The sequence below is a fragment of the Aquirufa antheringensis genome (genome assembly GCF_023921165.1).
In the GTDB taxonomy this organism is placed as follows: domain Bacteria; phylum Bacteroidota; class Bacteroidia; order Cytophagales; family Spirosomataceae; genus Aquirufa; species Aquirufa antheringensis.
In genome coordinates this window covers 2,059,706-2,079,610 of the sequence record NZ_CP049835.1, presented here as the reverse complement: position 1 = coordinate 2,079,610, position 19,905 = coordinate 2,059,706, and the positions used below count along the sequence as shown (strand labels likewise).

The 19,905-nt window shown below is 42.1% G+C and carries 23 protein-coding genes and 1 tRNA gene; 11 read left to right on the top strand and 13 right to left on the bottom strand.

Features of this window, described 5'->3' with window-relative positions; all coding sequences use genetic code 11:
- From G9X63_RS09370 to G9X63_RS09360, 3 genes are read right to left on the bottom strand one after another with little or no spacing between them, the layout of a single operon-like run.
- Window positions 1-675 (bottom strand): superoxide dismutase, encoded by a 675-nt coding sequence (locus G9X63_RS09370; protein ID WP_252622711.1) that lies wholly within the window; start codon window positions 673-675, stop codon window positions 1-3.
- A 16-nt stretch (window positions 676-691) separates the two neighbouring features.
- Entirely contained in the window at window positions 692-1,297 is a 606-nt protein-coding gene (gene recR, locus G9X63_RS09365; RefSeq protein ID WP_130923825.1) for a recombination mediator RecR, read from the bottom strand.
- Entirely contained in the window at window positions 1,297-1,629 is a 333-nt protein-coding gene (locus tag G9X63_RS09360) for an ATP-dependent Clp protease adaptor ClpS (protein WP_130896409.1), read from the bottom strand. The genes recR and G9X63_RS09360 overlap by 1 nt, the downstream gene beginning before the upstream one ends.
- Window positions 1,630-1,680: 51 nt before the next feature.
- On the opposite strand from G9X63_RS09360, the gene G9X63_RS09355 reads away from it, so the two are divergent.
- A complete protein-coding gene (locus G9X63_RS09355; protein ID WP_252622709.1) occupies window positions 1,681-3,138 on the top strand; it encodes a sodium:solute symporter in 1,458 nt (485 codons plus the stop codon).
- On the opposite strand, the gene G9X63_RS09350 is transcribed toward G9X63_RS09355, so the two are convergent.
- Window positions 3,115-4,377, bottom strand: a complete 1,263-nt coding sequence (locus G9X63_RS09350) for an alginate export family protein (RefSeq protein WP_252622707.1) — start codon at window positions 4,375-4,377, stop codon at window positions 3,115-3,117. The two genes, G9X63_RS09355 and G9X63_RS09350, sit on opposite strands and share 24 nt — an antisense overlap.
- Before the next feature lie 172 nt (window positions 4,378-4,549).
- Window positions 4,550-4,621 (bottom strand) — tRNA-Glu (locus tag G9X63_RS09345).
- A 128-nt stretch (window positions 4,622-4,749) separates the two neighbouring features.
- Between G9X63_RS09345 and glgB the strand changes: the two genes are divergently transcribed.
- A complete protein-coding gene (gene glgB / locus G9X63_RS09340; RefSeq protein WP_252622705.1) occupies window positions 4,750-6,648 on the top strand; it encodes a 1,4-alpha-glucan branching protein GlgB in 1,899 nt (632 codons plus the stop codon).
- 202 nt (window positions 6,649-6,850) lie between these two features.
- Here glgB and G9X63_RS09335 read toward each other — a convergent pair whose 3' ends face one another.
- Both G9X63_RS09335 and pyrF read right to left on the bottom strand, forming a co-directional pair.
- Window positions 6,851-7,258 (bottom strand): DUF2721 domain-containing protein, encoded by a 408-nt coding sequence (locus tag G9X63_RS09335; RefSeq protein WP_130896405.1) that lies wholly within the window; start codon window positions 7,256-7,258, stop codon window positions 6,851-6,853.
- Between the two features lies 1 nt (window position 7,259).
- Complete coding sequence (gene pyrF, locus G9X63_RS09330; protein WP_252624875.1) at window positions 7,260-8,084, bottom strand: orotidine-5'-phosphate decarboxylase; 825 nt, start codon at window positions 8,082-8,084, stop codon at window positions 7,260-7,262.
- A gap of 66 nt (window positions 8,085-8,150) precedes the next feature.
- Between pyrF and rfbC the strand changes: the two genes are divergently transcribed.
- From rfbC to G9X63_RS09315, 3 genes are read left to right on the top strand one after another with little or no spacing between them, the layout of a single operon-like run.
- Complete coding sequence (gene rfbC / locus G9X63_RS09325; protein WP_252622703.1) at window positions 8,151-8,690, top strand: dTDP-4-dehydrorhamnose 3,5-epimerase; 540 nt, start codon at window positions 8,151-8,153, stop codon at window positions 8,688-8,690.
- A 25-nt stretch (window positions 8,691-8,715) separates the two neighbouring features.
- Window positions 8,716-9,258 (top strand): bifunctional pyr operon transcriptional regulator/uracil phosphoribosyltransferase PyrR, encoded by a 543-nt coding sequence (gene pyrR / locus G9X63_RS09320; protein WP_130896402.1) that lies wholly within the window; start codon window positions 8,716-8,718, stop codon window positions 9,256-9,258.
- A gap of 2 nt (window positions 9,259-9,260) precedes the next feature.
- Complete coding sequence (locus G9X63_RS09315) at window positions 9,261-10,181, top strand: aspartate carbamoyltransferase catalytic subunit (protein ID WP_130896400.1); 921 nt, start codon at window positions 9,261-9,263, stop codon at window positions 10,179-10,181.
- On the opposite strand, the gene G9X63_RS09310 is transcribed toward G9X63_RS09315, so the two are convergent.
- Window positions 10,154-11,152, bottom strand: coding sequence for a glycosyltransferase family 9 protein (locus tag G9X63_RS09310; RefSeq protein ID WP_252622701.1), 999 nt, complete (start codon window positions 11,150-11,152; stop codon window positions 10,154-10,156). The genes G9X63_RS09315 and G9X63_RS09310 overlap by 28 nt on opposite strands.
- 68 nt (window positions 11,153-11,220) lie before the next feature.
- On the opposite strand from G9X63_RS09310, the gene G9X63_RS09305 reads away from it, so the two are divergent.
- From G9X63_RS09305 to mtgA, 3 genes are read left to right on the top strand one after another with little or no spacing between them, the layout of a single operon-like run.
- Window positions 11,221-12,450 carry a M16 family metallopeptidase gene (locus G9X63_RS09305; protein WP_252622699.1) on the top strand — a complete coding sequence of 410 codons (1,230 nt, stop codon included), beginning with the start codon at window positions 11,221-11,223 and terminating at the stop codon, window positions 12,448-12,450.
- A 4-nt stretch (window positions 12,451-12,454) separates the two neighbouring features.
- Complete coding sequence (gene hemW, locus G9X63_RS09300) at window positions 12,455-13,570, top strand: radical SAM family heme chaperone HemW (RefSeq protein WP_252622696.1); 1,116 nt, start codon at window positions 12,455-12,457, stop codon at window positions 13,568-13,570.
- A gap of 25 nt (window positions 13,571-13,595) precedes the next feature.
- A complete protein-coding gene (gene mtgA / locus G9X63_RS09295; protein ID WP_252622694.1) occupies window positions 13,596-14,375 on the top strand; it encodes a monofunctional biosynthetic peptidoglycan transglycosylase in 780 nt (259 codons plus the stop codon).
- Here mtgA and G9X63_RS09290 read toward each other — a convergent pair.
- Both G9X63_RS09290 and G9X63_RS09285 read right to left on the bottom strand, forming a co-directional pair.
- The gene (locus tag G9X63_RS09290) at window positions 14,370-14,687 is read right to left on the bottom strand and encodes an MGMT family protein (RefSeq protein ID WP_252622692.1); all 318 of its coding nucleotides are present in this window, start codon (window positions 14,685-14,687) and stop codon (window positions 14,370-14,372) included. The genes mtgA and G9X63_RS09290 overlap by 6 nt on opposite strands.
- The gene (locus G9X63_RS09285; RefSeq protein WP_130896389.1) at window positions 14,687-15,259 is read right to left on the bottom strand and encodes a DUF3109 family protein; all 573 of its coding nucleotides are present in this window, start codon (window positions 15,257-15,259) and stop codon (window positions 14,687-14,689) included. Before G9X63_RS09285 ends, G9X63_RS09290 begins: the two co-directional genes overlap by 1 nt.
- Before the next feature lie 58 nt (window positions 15,260-15,317).
- On the opposite strand from G9X63_RS09285, the gene G9X63_RS09280 reads away from it, so the two are divergent.
- A complete protein-coding gene (locus G9X63_RS09280) occupies window positions 15,318-16,238 on the top strand; it encodes a lytic transglycosylase domain-containing protein (RefSeq protein WP_252622690.1) in 921 nt (306 codons plus the stop codon).
- Here G9X63_RS09280 and G9X63_RS09275 read toward each other — a convergent pair.
- Window positions 16,215-16,853, bottom strand: coding sequence for an O-methyltransferase (locus tag G9X63_RS09275; RefSeq protein WP_130896386.1), 639 nt, complete (start codon window positions 16,851-16,853; stop codon window positions 16,215-16,217). The two genes, G9X63_RS09280 and G9X63_RS09275, sit on opposite strands and share 24 nt — an antisense overlap.
- Window positions 16,853-17,623, bottom strand: a complete 771-nt coding sequence (locus tag G9X63_RS09270; RefSeq protein WP_130896384.1) for a class I SAM-dependent methyltransferase — start codon at window positions 17,621-17,623, stop codon at window positions 16,853-16,855. The genes G9X63_RS09275 and G9X63_RS09270 overlap by 1 nt, the downstream gene beginning before the upstream one ends.
- A gap of 90 nt (window positions 17,624-17,713) precedes the next feature.
- On the opposite strand from G9X63_RS09270, the gene rlmB reads away from it, so the two are divergent.
- The gene (gene rlmB, locus G9X63_RS09265) at window positions 17,714-18,508 is read left to right on the top strand and encodes a 23S rRNA (guanosine(2251)-2'-O)-methyltransferase RlmB (RefSeq protein ID WP_130923837.1); all 795 of its coding nucleotides are present in this window, start codon (window positions 17,714-17,716) and stop codon (window positions 18,506-18,508) included.
- Here the strand turns inward: rlmB and G9X63_RS09260 are convergent.
- Entirely contained in the window at window positions 18,505-19,254 is a 750-nt protein-coding gene (locus G9X63_RS09260) for an SDR family NAD(P)-dependent oxidoreductase (protein ID WP_252622688.1), read from the bottom strand. The genes rlmB and G9X63_RS09260 overlap by 4 nt on opposite strands.
- An 82-nt stretch (window positions 19,255-19,336) precedes the next feature.
- On the opposite strand from G9X63_RS09260, the gene pth reads away from it, so the two are divergent.
- Entirely contained in the window at window positions 19,337-19,897 is a 561-nt protein-coding gene (pth, locus tag G9X63_RS09255) for an aminoacyl-tRNA hydrolase (protein ID WP_130896379.1), read from the top strand.
- Window positions 19,898-19,905 lie beyond the last annotated feature (8 nt).

Below are 19,905 nucleotides of genomic sequence, written 5' to 3'. Positions count from 1 at the left end.
TTATATACTAAAGTTTGTTGATACAAAGTCCCAGTTAACTAGGTTCCAAAACGCCGCGATATAATCCGCGCGTTTGTTCATGTATTTTAAATAATACGCGTGTTCCCACACGTCTAAAGCTAAAATGGGTTGACCTTTTACTTCCGCCACATCCATCAATGGATTATCTTGATTAGGCGTCGAAGAAATCACTAGTTTTCCGTCTTTCTTGATTAACCAAGCCCAGCCTGATCCAAAACGAGACGTTGCAGATTTCGTGAATTCAGCCTTGAATGCATCAAAGGAGCCAAAATCAGCCTCTATTTGCTTCGCTAAAGCTGCAGAAGGTTTAGAACCTTTGGCAGGTCCTAACACATTCCAGAAAAAACTGTGATTCCAGTGTCCTCCCCCATTGTTGCGTACGGCAACAGGCTGAGTAGAAACGGTGGCTAAAATCTCTTCAAGCGATTTAGTCGCAGCTGGTAAAGCCTTGTTTAAATTATCTACATAGGCCTTGTGGTGACGGTCGTGGTGGATTTCCATCGTTAAACGATCGATATGAGGCTCTAACGCATCAAAAGCATAAGGCAAGGCTGGTAAACTAAATGAATCGGCTACAGGAGCTGAAAAAGAGGGCAACACCACGCTAGCACCTGCAAGGACTAGGGATTGTTTCAGAAATTCGGAACGTTTCATCGTTTTTCGGTTTATACTATTCGTAAACAACTCGTCCTACTATACTTCGGCCAAGTGTAATCTCGTCGGTATACTCTAAATCGCCGCCAATGGGAATACCACGTGCAATCGTGGATAATTTGATGGGAAACTCTTTCAGCTTTTTGGTCAAATAAAAAGCCGTCGTATCTCCTTCCATCGTAGGACTCAAGCCTAAAATCACTTCACTCACTTTCCCAGATGCGACGCGCGCCACTAAGGATTCAATCGTCAAATCTCCTGGTGAAATACCGGACAAAGGCGAAATAATCCCGCCCAAAACGTGATATAGCCCCATAAACTGGCCCGTATTTTCAATCGCTAACACATCGCGTAGATCTTCCACCACACAAATGATGCTTTCATCGCGTTTATGACTCGCACAAATGCCGCATAAATCACCATCTGAAATCATGTGGCATTGTGGGCAGTATTTCGTCTCCGTTCTCAGTTGAACTACCGCGTGGGCTAGTTGCAAAGATTGGGCTTCTGGGCGCTTTAATAAGTGCAAAGCGAGGCGCAGTGCTGATTTTTTACCGATGCCGGGCAGTTTGGAAATCTCTTCCACGGCTTGCTCAATCATCTTAGAGGGGTAATTATTCATTAGGCGCTGGCTTCTATTTCTGCGGAAATTCCTCTACGGCAAATCTCATTGCGCATAGCTACTAATTCGTCAAATCCACCGGTTTTCACGCCGCATTTCCCTCTGAAATGAATCTGTAAGGTACATTGCTCCGCTTGTTGTGGCGTGTGTTCACACACCTCAATTAGCGTTAAAATGACATATTCAAAGGAATTGACTTCATCATTGTAAACAATCAGCTGATGGGCCTCGATCACCTCTTCCTCTACGAGGGTCGACGTGTCTTCTTGCCATTTTTCCTGATTTTGAAAAGAAAAAGGTAGACGATAAATACTATCTACACAGAATTCCATATTTTTGATGAATTTGAAATCAAATTTAAAAAAAAATCCGTTCCAAACCTTATGTCTGTACAATTAGCTGGAGGAATTCTTGCCCTCTATTTTGGACTGCTGTTAGCGATCTCTTATTTTACCTCGAGAGGCGCTGATACCCACGCATTTTTTACAGCTAATCGCGAGTCGCCTTGGTGGCTAGTGGCCTTTGGTATGATAGGAACGTCGATTTCTGGCTTAACCTTTATTTCGGTGCCAGGTGCTGTGGGAAAAACCTATTTCACCTACTATCAAGTCATTTTAGGCCATTCGCTTGGTTATCTGACCATTGCACTCGTATTAATGCCCTTGTATTACCGATTAAATTTGATTTCTATTTACGGATATTTAGAAAAACGCTTTGGTTTTTGGGCCTATAAGACCGGTTCTGCCTTCTTTTTATTGTCCAGAACGATCGGTTCTGCCGCTCGTTTGTACCTAGCCGTTAACGTGTTACAAATTGCGATCTTCGCCCCTATCGGCGTACCCTTTATCGTGACCGTATTCGTTTCGATCTTCTTAATTTGGCTGTATACGCACCGCGGAGGCGTTAAAACGATTATTTGGACGGATACTTTACAGACTTTGTTTTTACTCGTAGCGCTGTTCATTACGATTGTTTTAGTGGGCCAAAAAATGGATATGAGCATCCCTGACATGATCCAACAAGTTAGCGCGAGCAAGTATTCACATCTGTTTGAATGGGATTGGAAGAATCCCCATTTCTTTGGGAAAGATTTCTTGGCGGGCGTGTTCATTGCGATCGTTATGACGGGATTAGATCAGGATTTGATGCAAAAGAACCTGACTTGCAAATCGATCGGTGAAGCGCAGAAAAATATGTTCTGGTTCTATTGGGTGCTTCTTTTCATTAATATCTTATTCCTTTCTTTAGGTGCTTTATTGTACATTTATTCCGCTTCTAAAGGGATAACTGTTCCTACAAAAACGGATGAATTATATCCGATGTTAGCCTTAGGTGGTGAATTTGGGACCTTAGCTGCTGTCACCTTCTTATTAGGGATTATCGCGGCCTCTTATGCCAGTTCTGATTCAGCCTTGACGGCATTAACAACCTCTTTCTGCATCGATTTCTTGAGTATCGAGAAGTTCAAGGAGGAAAAACAAAAGAAGATGAAGCATTTCGTGCACATCGGGTTTTCTGCTTTGTTTTTTGTTGTAATCGGCTTATTCCACATCTTCAACACCTCTGAATTGATTGCCGCGGTATTCAATTTAGCGGGTTATACTTATGGGCCCTTGTTAGGCTTATTCTCGTTCGGTTTGTTTACGAAATATGCCATCCGGGATAAATGGGTGCCTATTATCTGTGTGCTTTCGCCTATCATTACATTCGTGTTAGAAACACAGGCGCAGAGTTTATTTGGGGGATTTGGATTCGCTAAATTGATCTTGAACGGAGCGATTTGCTTTGTGATGTTGTGGATGATTCGGGACAAAAACCTAGAATCGGTACACGTTGCGTAAGGCGTAATAGTGGACGTTTTGGCCTGATCCACTTTCTTTTAGGTAGTCACCCGCATCACAATAACCTAGTTCTACTTGAAAGCTAAAGTGTTTCGTGGGGAAAAACTGGGCATCTAAGGCATAAATGTTGCAGATATCTGTAGCAACACTTCCTACGTTTTTGCCTAGAATAGGCCTCGCTGGCGTCATATTAGGTGTAAAAATACCATCAGCCGTGCTCTCTCTTGATACGAAAGAGGCTCTACCCGTCACTAACCACTTCTTGAAGTCTTGATACCGAATGTAGGGGCTAAAATTCCATGTATTCGTGATATTTAAGGCGACGGTTTGGCCAAAAGGCGGTCTCGCAAATAAGGTATTAAACGTATTCAATTTAGTATCGGATCCAGAACGATCTCCGGGCACATAATTTCCCGAAAATCCGACATAAAACGCCTTTTTAAGGGCCACATTAAAGTCCCAAACACCCATAAAGGCAGCGATGGACAGGTCATTAAACTGACCCGTTTGGCCCGCTAATTCAATATCGTAATTCCAATTTCCTGGACTAGAAAATGATCGTAAACCAAACGTATGACGCTTTTCCAAACCGCGTTTGAATTGATATTCCCGCAAATCACTCTCGAAATAAAAATAATAGGGTTCAAACTGCCTTCTTTTTTGAGCCCGGTAATTCGCATAGAATCCACCCAAAACCTCCTCCGTAGGCTCATCGTCAAACACACCCGGTTTAATGCGAATCGGATGAGAAACGAAAGCATCCCACTGTAGATTCTTTAGCTGGTATTTAAGATTAATACCATAAAAAGGCGTTCTCGTATTAGGCCCTTCCCTAGTAGCCACAAATCGCTCCATACCCAATGAATATTCCTGCTTTCCTACCCTTAGTTTCCATTGCCTAGAAAAAGGAATATCGACAAATAATTGATGCAGCGATAACACATTCTGATCCAATTGTCCGGTGATCGGATTCGGATTTAAGAAACGTGCCGTACTGTTTAGTTGTGTAAATACGCGAAAACCTCGAGGAAATTCGATATTCGCGTGCAACATCGTGCGGTGCATGAGTTGATACGGACTCTGGGTCACAAAATCCGCAGGAACCTCCCCAAAATTAAAATGGGTATACGACTGGTATTGTTCTCGCCATTCCCCTCCGAAGCTCAATCTCGTTTCTTTTCCTAGGCGAATCTCTTTCAAATAATCCACCGCTTCCTTCTTCAAACTATCATTTTTCAAGGCCGAAAAATTATCATCAAATCGCAATCGAGCAATTTGCTGAGCAGAAAGAGAGAAGGAAAGAAAAAGGAAAAAGAAAAGTCTCAAAGGTAAATAACAGATTCAAAAAACAAATGAAGGCATTATAAAACAAAAAAACCACACGTGTTGTGTGGTTTTTTGCCTACCGAAGTAGTCCGTACGGGAATCGAACCCGTGTTTCATCCGTGAAAGGGACGTGTCCTAACCCCTAGACGAACGGACCATTATTTATTTTGGTGGCACAAAGGTAGGCTTTTCCATTTTATATTCAAAACTACCAGCCAAAAAAAGACTAATTATTTTCTAATTTATTTTCGCTATTTTAGCCTAATCATTGAAGCAGAACCCCTTATGGCGAACGTACAACCCTATTCTCGACTAACAGATTTCGACATTGCCCTATTCTTAAATGGCAAACATACAAGACTTTATGAGAAATTAGGGGCTTTTGAGATAGAGCACGAAGGGACTGTAGGAACCTTTTTTGCGGTTTGGGCTCCCAATGCGAAAAATGTCTTTGTAACAGGTAATTTTAATTTTTGGGACCGCTATTCGCACCCCTTATTTCCTCGTTGGGACTCATCTGGTATCTGGGAAGGCTTCATTCCAGGTGTAAAAACAGGAGAAACCTATAAATATGGTATTGAAACGGCAGGTGGTGAATATGTAGAGAAATTAGATCCCATGGGCTTGTATTGCGAGGCTCCACCTAAGACGGCGAGTATCGTTTGGAATACCTATAAAGAGTGGAAAGATACCAAATGGCAAGAAGTTCGGGCTTCTAAAAATGCCCTGAATGCTCCAATGTCTATCTATGAGGTGCACTTAGCCTCTTGGATGAAAACGCTAGAAAATGATTACCTGACTTATGACGATTTAGCCATAAAACTGGTGAATTACGTCAAAGAAATGGGCTTTACACACGTGGAATTTATGCCAGTGATGGAATATCCCTATGATCCATCGTGGGGCTATCAAATCACGGGTTATTTTGCTCCTACGGCACGTTTTGGCGATCCTCAAGGGTTTATGCGATTAGTGGAAGCCTTTCATCAGGCGGAAATTGGGGTGATTCTAGACTGGGTTCCCTCTCATTTCCCGGGCGATGCGCATGGGTTATTTAACTTTGATGGCAGTAGCGCTTACGAGCATCCAGATCCGAAACGCGGTTATCACCCAGATTGGAAGTCCTATATCTTCGATTATGGAAAGAACGAGGTTCGCTCGTTTTTGATGTCAAATGCCTTTTTCTGGTGCGATCGTTACCACGTGGATGGATTGCGCGTGGATGCGGTGGCTTCTATGTTGTATTTAGATTATTCGAGAAATGACGGAGAATGGGAACCTAACCAGTTTGGTGGCAACCATAACCTAGAGGTTATTTCTTTCTTACAAGACTTAAACAGTCATATATACGGCGAATTCCCTCATATCCAAATGATTGCAGAGGAGTCCACGAGCTTCCCAGGTGTGACGAAGCCGGTACATATGGGTGGCTTAGGTTTTGGCCAAAAATGGATGATGGGTTGGATGAATGACACCCTGCGTTTCTTCCAAAAAGATCCGATTTACCGTCAGCATCACCTCAATGAGCTGACATTCTCCCTCATTTATGCGTTTACAGAGAATTTCTGTCTACCACTTTCGCACGACGAAGTAGTCTATGGTAAAGGCTCCCTTTTGACTAAAATGCCCGGCGATGATTGGCAGAAATTTGCGAATCTACGTCTGCTTTTAGCAGAACAATTCACGCATCCAGGCTCTCATTTATTATTTATGGGAGGCGAATTTGGCCAAAGAGAAGAATGGAATCACACCCAAAGCCTTGACTGGCATTTGACAGAACAACATTCCCACAGAGGAATTCAAGAGACCGTAAAAGCTTTAAATCAACTTTACCGATCAGAACCAGCTTTCTACAGCAAGCAATTTGATTACGAGGGCTTTGAGTGGATTGAATCAAATGATCAAGGTAATTCCGTCATTTCCTATATCCGAAAAGGAGAAACAGCGAAGCAACAAGTGATTGTCATCTTGAACTTAACGCCGGCACCTCGAGACGGATATCGGATAGGTGTGCCGCTTCCTGGGGTTTGGAAGACGGTATTCAACTCTGATAAGGAGGAATTCGGGGGAAGCAATTATCCTGTTTCTGGGGCAACGATGACGGAAGAAATCAACTGGCAAGGGAAAGCATTTTCGATCGCGATCAACCTCCCTCCTCTTTCAGCGCTTATTTTAAAGGCCTAAGATCCGAAATGGGTAGAAACAATAAAGACTCAGAAAAATTCCGAGCCTTTATTCAATCCGCCTAAGTAGTATTTTTTATGACCTAAGTCATTCAAAATCTTCGTTTGTATGAAATGTAATTATTGTATACAAAAGTAGTAAATATTTTATAGGCGGAAAATATTTCGATAGATATTTTTTACTATTCAGATAAAAAATAGCATTATTTCCTCTTATTTATAATTTCTTCCATATCGGAAAGTTCTACTTCTAACGCTTTCGTAGAAATCGTTATTTCCCATGCACTTAACGCTAAGGAAATACTCATTCCTAGCAATCCAATCCCAAAAAACCAACGGGCAATGAGTTGTTGGTTCATAAACAACAGAAACATACACACGACGCTCAAAATCAAACTCACAATGGCGATAATCTGCATACGCTGAATCAATTTCATTCGTAGACGCAGGTTATCGATTTGCATGCGAATCGCATCATCCGGGTTTTGCTGAAATTTTTCATGCAAACCACGAATTAACGAAGCCATTGACATAAAGCGATTCGTAAAGGCAATCATCAACAAGGAAACGGTTGAGAATAATAAGGCGGGGGTACCGATGCTTAATTCCATATTACTTATAATATTGATCTAGTAATTGATTCATTTCTTCTTGTACTTTTTTTGCCTCTCTAGCGGCAGAAAGGGAGGTATCATCCCCTGCATAAATGATGCCACGAGAGGAATTAACTAACAGACCCACACGGCTATTCATACCAAATTTGGCAACATCGGACAAGCTTCCCCCCTGTGCTCCTACTCCAGGAACTAGGAAGAAATTATCTGGAGCGATTTCCCGGACTTTGGCAATATAATCCGTCCTCGTAGCTCCTATCACAAACATTAATTGATCTGTATTCCCCCATTCCATTGATTTACGCATGACATTCTCGTAAAATGGAATCCCATTCTCGTCTTTCATTTGTTGAAAATCATTACTTCCTGGATTAGAGGTTAAGGCTAACAGAATCACCCACTTATTTTCAAACTGTAAGAAGGGAGTCACCGAATCTTCCCCCATATAAGGAGCCACCGTTACCGAATCGAAATCGAATCCAGCGCGAGCAGGCTCAAAAAAAGTTTGAGCATATTTCGTGGCCGTATTTCCAATATCACCACGCTTCGCATCTGCGATAGAAAATACGTCCTTAGGCATATATTCCATCGTTTTCTGTAAACTTTCCCAACCAGCAGGCCCTAAAGCCTCGTAAAAGGCGATATTCGGTTTATAGGCCACCGTATAAGGTAAAGTGGCATCAATAACAGCTTTATTAAAGGCAAAAATGGGATCTTTTTCGGCCTTGAAGCGACTTGGAATCAACGTAATATCGGTGTCCAAACCCACGCACAAAAAGGATCGCTTTTGTTCAATCTGCTTAATTAATTCCGCTGAATTCATGTGAAAGAAGGAAAATAGGATTAATTTTGCCACAAATCTATCCCTTTCCCTGCCAAAAAACAATTTATGGAATTCATTAAGCATCGTTTATCAGGAGTCATTGAGTGCATACCAACAAAATATCATGACGAACGAGGATTTTTCTACGAATCCTATAACCAAAAGCGTTTTGCTTCGAATGGAATCCCGGAAGATTTTGTACAAGACAATTATTCCTTCTCAACTAAAGGTGTATTGCGAGGCTTGCACTTCCAACATAATCCCAATGGCCAGGGAAAATTAGTCCGGGTAATGACCGGGAAAGCATTAGATGTGGTGGTGGATTTACGCAAGGACTCCCCTACTTTTGGACAACACGAAAAATTCATTTTAGACGCAGATAAAGGCAATATGCTGTATGTGCCCATCGGTTTCGCGCACGGATTTATTGCCCTAGAAGAGACGATTTTTGTGTATAAATGCACGAATTTTTGGAACAAAGAAGCGGAATCAGGTATTCGCTGGAATGATCCACAATTAGGAATCGAATGGGGCGTAGAAAATCCAATTGTATCGGATAAAGACCAAATTCTACCCGATTTTGACCCCAATCATCCGATTTTTTAATTAAAATTTTGATATCTTTGCATCAATGACTCGCAAGCTGATTTTATCAAGCCCATTACTCGAAATAACCATCTCTCGGTTGTGTCAAGAGCTCATTGAAAATCAAATCAACGGTATTGAAACAGTAATTCTAGGCTTACAGCCGCGCGGAATCTTCTTTGCAGAACGTATCGCGAAAGAATTAAGCAAACACCTTGAAAAAGCTCCTAGCGTAGGAAAAATAGACGCTACCTTCTTCCGCGACGATTACCGCCGCAGAGAAACGGTATCGCCTAATTCAACCGATGTCCCCTTTTTGATCGAAAACAAGCGTGTTATCTTAGTAGATGACGTATTAGCCACGGGCAGAATGGTGCGGGCGGCGCTGGATGCGATGAATAGTTTTGGGAGACCGGCTAAAGTGGAATTATGTGTCTTAATCGACCGTATCTATAACCGTGATTTGCCCATTAACGCAGATTACGTGGGCAAAAGTGTCAACACCTTGCCCACCGAAAAAGTACTCGTAGAGTGGACAGAACAAGGCCACGAAGCGGACAGAATTTGGTTAATTCCTCAACCTGAATAATTATGTTAAAGTCGCCACATTTATTAGGAATCAAAGATCTGGATGAAGAATCCATTCAATTGATTGTTAAAACGGCCAGAGAATTTAAAGAGGTCCTGAACAGACCCATTAAAAAAGTTCCTTCTCTACGCGATGTGACGATTGCTAATATCTTCTTTGAAAATTCCACCCGTACCCGATTATCCTTCGAATTAGCCGAAAAAAGACTTTCTGCAGATACCATTAACTTCTCGGCCTCAGGCAGTTCCGTAAAAAAAGGGGAAACATTGCTTGATACAGTCAATAATATCTTGGCGATGAAAGTGGATATGATTGTGATGCGCCACGCGAGTCCAGGAGCGCCTCATTATCTAGCGAAGCATATCAAAGCCAATATCGTCAATGCAGGCGACGGAACGCACGAGCATCCGACGCAAGCCTTATTAGATACGTTCTCCTTACAAGAAAAACTAGGCGATTTAGCCGGCAAAAAGATTGCCATCATTGGAGACATTTTGCACTCACGCGTAGCCCTTTCTAATATTTACGCCTTGAAAAAGCAAGGAGCAGAAGTTCGCCTTTGTGGACCTAGCACCCTGATTCCGAAGCACATACAAAGCTTAGGCGTCGAAGTTTCTCACGACGTAAAGAGTACCTTAGCTTGGTGTGATGCCGCTAACGTGTTGCGTATCCAATTAGAGAGACAACAAATCAAATACTTCCCAAGTCTTCGGGAGTACTCACAGTTCTTTGGGATCAATCGCGCGATGCTGGAGGAATTACCGAAAGAGATCGTTTTAATGCACCCAGGCCCAATAAACCGCGGGGTGGAATTAAGCTCTGATGCAGCAGATTCGCCGCATTCAATCATCTTAGATCAGGTAGAAAATGGCGTGGCCGTAAGAATGGCTGTCCTTTATTTACTTGCTTCAAGAGCTTCGTAAGCTAATAACATTTTTTGGGAGGAGATGTGATTTCCGCAAGCATAATGGCCTAACGGGCAATTTTTCTTGCCGTGATCTCCACAAGGACGACAATCTAATTTTTCTGACACTTCGATGATTTGGCTATGATCAGCTAGTGGTCCAAAACCGAAATCTGGTATCGTTGAGCAAAATAGAGCAACCGTAGGCACATTCACCGCAGAGGAAAGGTGCATCGGACCGGAATCATTGACGAAATTACCTTTGCTTTGGGCGAAAATGGAGGTAGACGCCAAGAGCGCGTGTTTCCCTGTTTCATTGTAGATAGGCCAACCCTGACAAGCTTGTTCAATCTCATCAGACAAATGCTTCTCATTAGGCGAACCCATTAATACAATCGCTTGATCTCGAGGCAATAAATGAATAAAATCGATCCACTTCTGAATAGGCAAACGCTTCGTCTCCCACACACTTCCGGGGGAAATACAGATGTAATTTGTAGCGGGAGCTGGTGCCTTCGAAGGATTCAAGAAAGGTTTGTGTACCTTCTCCCCTAACCAATCACTCAATAAAGCCGTATTTCGTTCCACTTCATGGATCCCATTCCCAAAAGGGTGTGGATAAGACTTCGTAAAAAACCAAGAAAGTGGATTTTTTGCAAATCCCATCACCTGCTTCGCTCCTATCATCAGACTTAACAAACCCATTCCGAAGAATCGCTGCACCACGAAGACTTTATCAAAGGATTCTTTCTTCAAATTAGTGTGCAAATCAAGCCAAGAAGCCCGTTTATTGGACTTATCATAGCTCCAAACGCGCTCCAAAGAAGGATGTGTATAAGCTTGAAAAATAGACTCATTCCCTTTCCTTACTAACAAATGAATGGCCGTTTCAGGGGATTCTATCCGGATTTTCTCCAATAATGACGTTATTAAAACCGCATCCCCGAGGAAAGCGGTCTGAATAATTAACACCTTGGATACTGGATTCATAGAAGAAAAGGAAGCGATTAGCCATAAAATTACTTATTTTTGAGACATTTTTCACCAAAACCCCATTTATGAATTCCATTCACCTGCATACCCTCTCTAACGGAATCACGGTGGTGCACAGGCAAGTGCTTCACACAGAGATCTCGCATTTAGGGATTATGTTAGATATAGGAAGTCGGGATGAATTAGCGGGAGAAGAGGGTTTAGCGCACTTTTGGGAGCATATGGCCTTCAAAGGAACGAAGAAAAAGAACAATCTGCAGATCATTAACCGCCTTGAAATTTATGGTGGGGAATTGAATGCTTATACCACTAAAGAAAAAATCTGTTTCCACGCCTCCATTTTAAGCCCCTATTTCGAACGGGCCTTAGAACTATTAACTGACATTACGTTTGAATCCGTGTTTCCTGAAAAGGAATTAGAGAAAGAGCGTTCGGTCATTTTAGAGGAGATGTCGATGTATTATGACGCTCCGGAGGAAGCGATACAGGATGATTTTGATGAATTATTATTTCCCAATCACCCCTTAGGCGTCAATATTTTAGGAACGACAGAGACGGTTCAAGCCTTCCAAAAAAAGGACCTCGAATCCTTCATTGAACGCAATTTAGATACTTCCCGGATTGTCTTTTCTTCGATTGGAAAATTAGATCCAGCGAAGGTTTTTGCCTGGGCAGAAAAGCATTTAGGATCCATTAAAGCGAAGAAGCAAATCGTGAAACGTCTTGCTCCTTCACCTATGATCCCACAGACCAAAGTCATCAAAAGAGGCATTACGCAATCCCACGTGGCTTTAGGCCGTCAATCTTTTGCCATTGAAAACCCAAATCGACTAGCCTTTTTCCTATTAGTCAATCTATTGGGAGGGCCTGGAATGAATTCTTTGTTAAATGTTTCAGTTAGGGAAAGACATGGCTTAGTTTATTCTATTGAAGCTAGTTTGACTTCGTTTTTAGACTCGGGTTATTGGGCCATTTATTTTGGGACTGAACCTAATCAGGTGAATAAATCCTTAAAATTGATTCATAAAGAGTTTGCCAAACTGCAAGAAAAAGAGTTAACGGCACCTCAATTGACTAAGATAAAAAGTCAATTAAAAGGGCAATTAGCGATGGCGGAAGAGGGAAACCTCAATTTCATGTTAATGATGGCTAAGAATCTCTTGGATCGAGAGAAAATCGAGAGTTTAGACGAAATTTTCGAACAAATTGACCTCATCGACAGCGCGCATATTCAATCGCTGGCGAAAGAAATGCTCGATCCAGCTACCTTGAGTTGTTTGATTTTCGAACCATAATTCGGTGCATCTTTACCTCCATATCCCCTTTTGTAGACAAGCCTGTCATTATTGCGACTTCCATTTTTCGACCAATACGAGCCGAAAAGAGGAAATGGTCAACGCCTTATGTCGAGAAATAGCTGCGCAGAAAGACTATTTAAAAGGTGCCGAATTACAGACGATCTATTTTGGCGGAGGTACTCCATCTCTTTTAAATGCGGGTAATTTAGATTTGATTTTCAATACCATTTGCGGTAACCACACCATAGCTAAAGACGCGGAGATTACCTTAGAGGCGAATCCAGAAGATTTAACATCTGACTATTGCGAAATGATAGCTTCTAAAGGAATCAATCGCCTGAGTATCGGCATTCAATCCTTTCAGGAGAAAAACCTAGTCTTGATGAATCGAAACCATCAGGCATCTGATTCCATCCAGGCGATTCAGAATGCACAAATAGCTGGAATAACGAACATCAGCATCGATTTGATTTACGGAATTCCCTCTAATACCCAGGAAGATTTAGTTGAAGATTTAGAAAAAGCTACTTCGCTGGGAGTACAACACATTTCAGCCTATAGCTTAACGGTGGAGCCTAAAACGGTTTTTGGCGTTCAAAAAAAGAAAGGGGCTTTTCTGGAAATACCGGATTCCGCGATGGCAAACGCCTTCAACCAGGTCCGCGAATATTTAGAATCCAAAGGTTATGAGGGCTATGAAACCTCTAATTTTGCCAAAGAAGGCCATTATTCTGTCCATAACACCAGTTATTGGCAGCAAGAACCCTACGTAGGCATAGGACCTTCTGCCCATAGTTTCAACGGCCATTCTAGGCAATGGAACGTGGCAAATAATGCCAAATATATGGCAGAGGGTCATTTATTAGCAGAGAAAGAAGAACTCAGCCCAGCCGATCAACTCAATGAATACCTGATGGTCCGCTTGCGAACAAAATGGGGTATCGACCTGAACTATGTGCGGGAGAGCTTCGAAAAAATGGGACAAATTTATCCTGAAAAGGAATTTCAGACCTGGATTGCGAAAGGTTTCGCTCGAATTGAAAATGACAGTTTACTGCTAGAAGGCGAAGGAAAATTAATTGCCGATCGATTAAGCAGTGATATTTTTGTGGTCTAAGGCCTTTTTGTAATTTTACAACCCTATGGCAAAGCGAATCGAATACGATAAGAAATCACCTATCCCCTCCAACGGAAGTAAAAAGTTTGAACGCTTAGCGAAGAAAAGCCCCAAGAAACGCACGTGGCTCAAGAAAATCGGCTTTTTCTTCCTTTACCTATGGATTTTCAGCCTGTTTTCTGTCGTATTTCTCAAATTCTTTCCCGTCTATTTTACGCCAACCATGGCTTCAAGGAAGATTGATGCCCTTTTAGAAGGAAAACCATCCAAGATTCACAGCCAATGGAGCTCGTACAAAAAACTAGACAAAAATGTAGCCATCGCCGTGATAGCCTCAGAAGACCAGGCTTTCCCAGATCACCACGGATTTGATTTTGACGCGATGTGGGGCGCAGTGAAATACAATATGAAGGGCAAAAAAATCCGTGGAGCGAGCACCATTTCGCAACAAGTGGCTAAAAACGTCTTTTTATGGCAAGGCAGAAGCTATATCCGAAAAGGACTGGAAGTATACTTTACGTTCTTGATTGAATTGATCTGGGGAAAAGAACGCATTTTAGAAGTCTATCTGAATGTGGCTGAGACGGGACCTATGACTTTTGGCGTGGAAGCGGCCTGTCGCCAATACTATGGTCACAGTGGAACCGAGATCTCAGCTTCAGAAGCGGCAAGAATTGCGGCCGTATTACCGAGTCCCAATCGCTTTTCCATCGAACATCCATCGGCTTATGTGCGCAAACGTACCTCAGCCATTCAACGCCAAATGAAAGCTTTAGGAGGTAAAAACTACCTGAAGAATCTATAATAACTCGACCGAAGGATCCCAGAAATGGTTGGAGAATTGTTGAATTTGATCGTTTTTGATCGTGAGGCCTTCTGCTTCTAATAATTCCTGCATTCGATTAGCTCCAAAAAAGTTCTTACCAGTCAAAACTCCATTTCGATTTACAACCCGATGAGCAGGAATATTTGCCTGACCGTGCGACGCATTCATCGCCCAGCCCACTAATCTAGCACCTCCTTTGGAGCCTAAATAACCAGCAATAGCACCATAAGTCGACACTTTGCCGGGAGGGATCAACGCTACCACCTGGTAAATTGCTTCAAAATCAGCCATTATTCTTCTTTACGCTCTTCGATCTCTTGGCATAACTCGGCATACCATTTCTCCCCAAATTTGCGAATCAAAGGCTCTTTCAAAAACACATAGATGGGAACACCTAAGGACGCACCATTCGAACACGCATCTGAACAGATAGACCAACGATCATAATTTAAGGCCGTGTAATCGGCTAATTTAGCTAAGCGAATTGGATACAGATGACATGAAATAGGCTTTCTAAAATCCGTCTTTCCTGCAAAATAAGCTTGCTCGATGCCGCATTTCAAATGGCCTTTGTCGTCATATAAAGCATAGGCGCATTCTCTTCCTTTGATTACTGGTGTAGAAAAATCACCGTCGTCATCTTTTACCCAGGCACCCGATTTTTCAATTTCTTTTAACCCTATTTCGGATAAAAAAGGCTTAATATCGTCCTGAATTCGCTCTAAAATCTCTAATTCATCTTCCTCTAACGGAGCACCTAAATCGCCCTCTACGCAGCAAGCGCCTTTGCATTTGGCTAAATCACACACGAAAAATTCGTCTGCTACATCGGAAGAGATTACCGTATCGTCAATTAAAATCATCTGCTTATTTTTGAACCACAAAGGTACATATTATAGTTTATATAGGTAATTTTACACTATGAAATCCCTTTGGATACTTTTATTAATACTTTTAATCTGTTTACCGGTTTTTGCCAAAACTGAGTTTCCCGACTCCCTTTTGATCGGAAACGTAAAGGTATTCATCCATCCTTCTGCTAAATCCATATTAGAAACAGAGCAAAAGCGCTTAGGCAGCAGCAAGAAATTTGTGGAGAGTATGAAGGAAAAAATGCGCTTCTATTTTCCTGTCATGGAGCCTTTATTACAATCAGCAGGCATTCCCAATGAGTTCAAATACCTTTCGGTTCAGGAAAGTGGATTAAATCCGATCGCTGTTTCGAGCTCGCAAGCTGTGGGATATTGGCAATTCAAATCAGGTACTGCGACAGATGTGGGAATGAAAGTGAACGCGAATGTGGATGAACGCAAGCACATTATTGAGGCCACGAAAGGCGCTGCGAACTATTTCACCCGCAATAATCGAGTATTGAATAACTGGGTAGGAACACTTCTCTCCTACCGAGTAGGTTTAGGAACGGCGAAGAAAACGTCCTATGTGATGGATTGGGTGGGAAAATCGGACATTCAGGTGGATTCAAGTACGGATTGGTATGTGCTGCGTTTTTTAGCTTACCAAAAATTCTGGGCAGATGAATTCAAAAAAGATGATTCTCTTGGTATTCAACCAATTAACCAGTCTAAACTGATTTGTTACGATAATTCCTGCGGCAAAAACCTGTATGAAATTGCGGATGAGCTAAATGTCAGCTACGATGATTTGAAGAAATACAATCCATGGATATTGAACGATTACGTGCCTAGCGATAAGAATTACATTATTTATCACCCATCCACAGTTACCTTCTTTGATAACTCTATCCAGATCCCTGAGATTTTACAGCCAGACGATTTTCTGTTACCGCCTAAAAAGAAGTTAGATAACCCGCAGAAGGAATAATCCATCCCGGATAGGAAGTAGTAAAGGCTCTACACGTGGATCATTCGCCACTTTGGTATTGAAATCACGCAAAGCTTGTGTCGATTTGTCTTTAGCCGCTTCCTCAATAATTTTACCGCTCCACAGCACATTATCCACTAAAATAAGTCCTCCTGGACGCATTTTGTCGATAACAAGATCAAAATACAGCGCATAATTACGCTTATCCGCATCGATAAATACCATATCGATAGGGCCTTCAATAGCAGGAATTTCGTGAGCGGCATCCGCGATACGGTAATCAATTTGCTCCTTATAAGGAGAACGATCAAAGAATGAACGCGTAAACGTCTCTAACTCTTCATTCACATCAATCGTAATCAAACGACCACCTGCTTTTAAACCTTCCGCCATACAAAGGGCAGAATAACCGGTATATGTCCCTATTTCGAGGATGAGAGAAGGTTGATAAACTTTGGCAATGAAAGACAAAAAACGCCCCTGCAAATGACCAGAAAGCATCCGAGGTTGCAACACCATCGCGTGCGTCTCCCGAACTAACTCCTTTAACAAGTCATTTTCTGGCTCCGTGTGCAGGCGTGCATATTCCTCTATTCCTTCGTCAATGAATTCCATTATTTAATCCCTGTGTAGAAGAAGTCCAATGAATGATCAGGATCCTGGCTAAGGAAATAATCATCCACCTGAATCGATGAAACAAGTGAATTATTCGACTTAGACATCGATAAGCGACTCATGCGATTCGCGATATCATAAGGTACCTGCAACCAAGTTCTTGGTAATTTATATTGTAAGTTGAAAATATCGAAACGCGTGATTTTCTTGACTGCTACCTTATTTTCCTCATAGTAATCCATCACTTTTTGATTTCCGTGCACCCCTTCCGTAATAACCTCAGAGAAGTGTTTCTTCATCAAGTCGCGTAATTCTGGCGCCAAATATTCACGTACGTGCCATGGATTGCGGGTTAAGGAGAATTTCCTATTCACGGTCGTTAAATACAATTTACCGCCCGGCTTTAACACGCGAGCCGCTTCCGCTAAGAAGAAATCATCGTTCTCGATGTGCTCAATCACTTGAAAAGTCACCACATAATCGAAATGATTCGATGGCAAATCCTTTAATGGAGGTAAGAACATATCGATGAACTTGAACTTAGGATAAGTCTTCGATAAACTCTCCATCAATTCTGTATTCTTATCTACTCCTGTATAGTCACTTACCGCGTCAGCTAATACACCCACACCACGTCCTGTGCCGCATCCAATCTCTAATACATTGCCAGAAAGTAATTGGCTGACGTGGATATAAGGATACAATAAACGTTGGTGAACGGGGTTATCTGAAGGAATATCAGAGGAAGCGATTTCGGTAGTTTTATACATTCTAATAAAGTTAAGAGACAAAGGTAAGGAATTATCTAGCTGAAATGTTAAAAAAAATTCCGACCTTCGTGCAAAATTTCAAGCAACATCGTGTCAGAAGAAAACGCATCAAGACCCCCATTTAAGAGACCATTTAGACATTTTACAGCTCCGGTAACAGACAATAAAGAGTTTGTGTTTGGGGTACAATCTGTTCTAGAAACCCTTCGTTCTGGGAAGGAAATTGATCGTTTATTAGTCCAAAGAGAACTAGGAAACACTGAAATCCTTGATTTAGCCAAAGAAAAAGGCATTCAAGTACAAAAGGTACCTTTGGAGAAATTAAACCGCATTACACGGAAAAATCACCAAGGAGCCATCGCTTTCGTTTCTGCCATTCACTATGCAAAATTAGAGAATGTCATTGCAGACACCTTTGAGAAAGGCGAAATACCCTTTATTTTGATTTTGGACCGCGTTACAGATGTAAGAAACTTCGGTGCTATCGCACGTACAGCAGAATGCGCGGGTGTTCACGCCATTGTTTTACCCTCTCGTGGAGCCGCTCAAATCAACGCAGATGCGATGAAAACATCCTCTGGAGCGTTGAACTTTATTCCCGTATGTAAGGAAGACAGCTTAATCCAAACGATTGACTTTTTGCAAAATTCGGGCTTGCGCGTGGTAGCTTGTACAGAGAAAGCCAAAAGCACGATCTACGAAATAGACTACAAGGACCCGATCGCCATCATTATGGGATCAGAAGAAGATGGAATCACAGACGAAATCATCCGCAAGTCAGATGAGATCGCTAAAATCCCTCAAGCAGGTCAAGTAGGATCACTAAACGTGTCGGTTGCGGCAGGTGTCATTATTTTTGAGACCGTTCGCCAACGTTCTATTTAATTTTTTCGAAGAATCTGGAAAGCCGACGCTTGCGCTGTCGGCAAAATAGTCACGTCTGCAATATTCACGTGTGCTGGAGCTGCGACGATATAACGAATTAATTCTGCCACATCTTCCGCGACTAAAGGTTCGTATCCGGCATATACCGCCTCTGCTTTTGCTTGATCTCCTTTAAAGCGAACCTCGGAAAATTCGGTAGCAACTGCCCCTGGAGCCACATTCGAAACTTTAATCCCAAACGGGTTTAAATCCTGGCGCATCCCCGCTGATAAGGCCTCTACTGCCGCTTTGGAGGCACAATACACATTCCCATTCGGATAAGTTTGCTTTCCTGCAATAGAAGACAAATTAATGATATGACCCGATTTTCTTTCGACCATTCCTTTGATCACTTCCTTAGACACATATAATAAACCGGTCAAATTAGAGGCCATCATCGCATCCCAATCAGCTACATCTCCATCTTGAATAGCAGACATACCATGTGCATTACCCGCATTATTCACCAAGACATCGATATTTTTCCATTCAGCTGGAAGAGATTCAAACGCTTGAATAACCGCAGATTGATCGCTCACATCGAACGTTAATAACGTCGAATAAACCGATAAACTTGCCTGCAGCTCCTCTAAACGTTCCTTTCTTCTACCACAAAGGATTAATTGAAAACCTTCTTTAGCTAAGGATTGAGCAGTGGCGCGACCGATTCCGGAACTCGCACCCGTGATGCAGGCGATTTTTTTCATAGGAATTAATTTTATGCGAAGGTAAGCGCAAAGAGGTGTTCTAAAAAATTTGAGCGTAATTTGTATCCAAATTCAATACCCTATGAACTTTTTAATCGTTGGATTGGGCAACATAGGCCCGCAATATTTATTTACACGCCATAATATTGGATTTATGGCGGTGGATTTTTTGGCCAAACAAAAGGACCTCAACTTCAAAACCGATCGATTAGCCTCCGTTGCTTCTTATAAATTAAAAGGGCACACGATCTACCTGATCAAACCCACCACGTTCATGAACCTGAGCGGTAAGGCGGTGAATTACTGGCTCTCCTATTATAAGATTGAAAAGGAGAACATGCTCGTATTAGTAGATGACTTGGCTATCCCATTCGATACCTTGCGCCTAAAGCCCAAAGGATCATCCGGTGGGCACAATGGCCTTAAAAGTATCGAAGGAGTTCTAGGAGGCACAGAATACCCTCGTTTGCGTATGGGAATTGGTAGCGATTTTGCCAAAGGAAGGCAGGCTGATTATGTCTTAAGTAACTTTTCAGAAGCCGAATTAGAGACAATCCCCTTCATTTTGGACAAAACCGCGGAGATAATAGAAACATTCTGCGTTGAAGGACTCACTAAAACAATGAACAAATACAACCAATGATTGTACTT

Coding starts and splice junctions, on each gene's coding strand:
- G9X63_RS09370 (WP_252622711.1), bottom strand. CDS start 675: ATGAAACGTTCCGAATTTCTGAAACAATCCCTAGTCCTTGCAGGTGCT.
- recR (WP_130923825.1), bottom strand. CDS start 1,297: ATGAATAATTACCCCTCTAAGATGATTGAGCAAGCCGTGGAAGAGATT.
- G9X63_RS09360 (WP_130896409.1), bottom strand. CDS start 1,629: ATGGAATTCTGTGTAGATAGTATTTATCGTCTACCTTTTTCTTTTCAA.
- G9X63_RS09355 (WP_252622709.1), top strand. CDS start 1,681: ATGTCTGTACAATTAGCTGGAGGAATTCTTGCCCTCTATTTTGGACTG.
- glgB (WP_252622705.1), top strand. CDS start 4,750: ATGGCGAACGTACAACCCTATTCTCGACTAACAGATTTCGACATTGCC.
- G9X63_RS09335 (WP_130896405.1), bottom strand. CDS start 7,258: ATGGAATTAAGCATCGGTACCCCCGCCTTATTATTCTCAACCGTTTCC.
- pyrF (WP_252624875.1), bottom strand. CDS start 8,084: ATGAATTCAGCGGAATTAATTAAGCAGATTGAACAAAAGCGATCCTTT.
- rfbC (WP_252622703.1), top strand. CDS start 8,151: ATGGAATTCATTAAGCATCGTTTATCAGGAGTCATTGAGTGCATACCA.
- pyrR (WP_130896402.1), top strand. CDS start 8,716: ATGACTCGCAAGCTGATTTTATCAAGCCCATTACTCGAAATAACCATC.
- G9X63_RS09315 (WP_130896400.1), top strand. CDS start 9,261: ATGTTAAAGTCGCCACATTTATTAGGAATCAAAGATCTGGATGAAGAA.
- G9X63_RS09310 (WP_252622701.1), bottom strand. CDS start 11,152: ATGAATCCAGTATCCAAGGTGTTAATTATTCAGACCGCTTTCCTCGGG.
- G9X63_RS09305 (WP_252622699.1), top strand. CDS start 11,221: ATGAATTCCATTCACCTGCATACCCTCTCTAACGGAATCACGGTGGTG.
- mtgA (WP_252622694.1), top strand. CDS start 13,596: ATGGCAAAGCGAATCGAATACGATAAGAAATCACCTATCCCCTCCAAC.
- G9X63_RS09290 (WP_252622692.1), bottom strand. CDS start 14,687: ATGGCTGATTTTGAAGCAATTTACCAGGTGGTAGCGTTGATCCCTCCC.
- G9X63_RS09285 (WP_130896389.1), bottom strand. CDS start 15,259: ATGATTTTAATTGACGATACGGTAATCTCTTCCGATGTAGCAGACGAA.
- G9X63_RS09280 (WP_252622690.1), top strand. CDS start 15,318: ATGAAATCCCTTTGGATACTTTTATTAATACTTTTAATCTGTTTACCG.
- G9X63_RS09275 (WP_130896386.1), bottom strand. CDS start 16,853: ATGGAATTCATTGACGAAGGAATAGAGGAATATGCACGCCTGCACACG.
- G9X63_RS09270 (WP_130896384.1), bottom strand. CDS start 17,623: ATGTATAAAACTACCGAAATCGCTTCCTCTGATATTCCTTCAGATAAC.
- G9X63_RS09260 (WP_252622688.1), bottom strand. CDS start 19,254: ATGAAAAAAATCGCCTGCATCACGGGTGCGAGTTCCGGAATCGGTCGC.
- pth (WP_130896379.1), top strand. CDS start 19,337: ATGAACTTTTTAATCGTTGGATTGGGCAACATAGGCCCGCAATATTTA.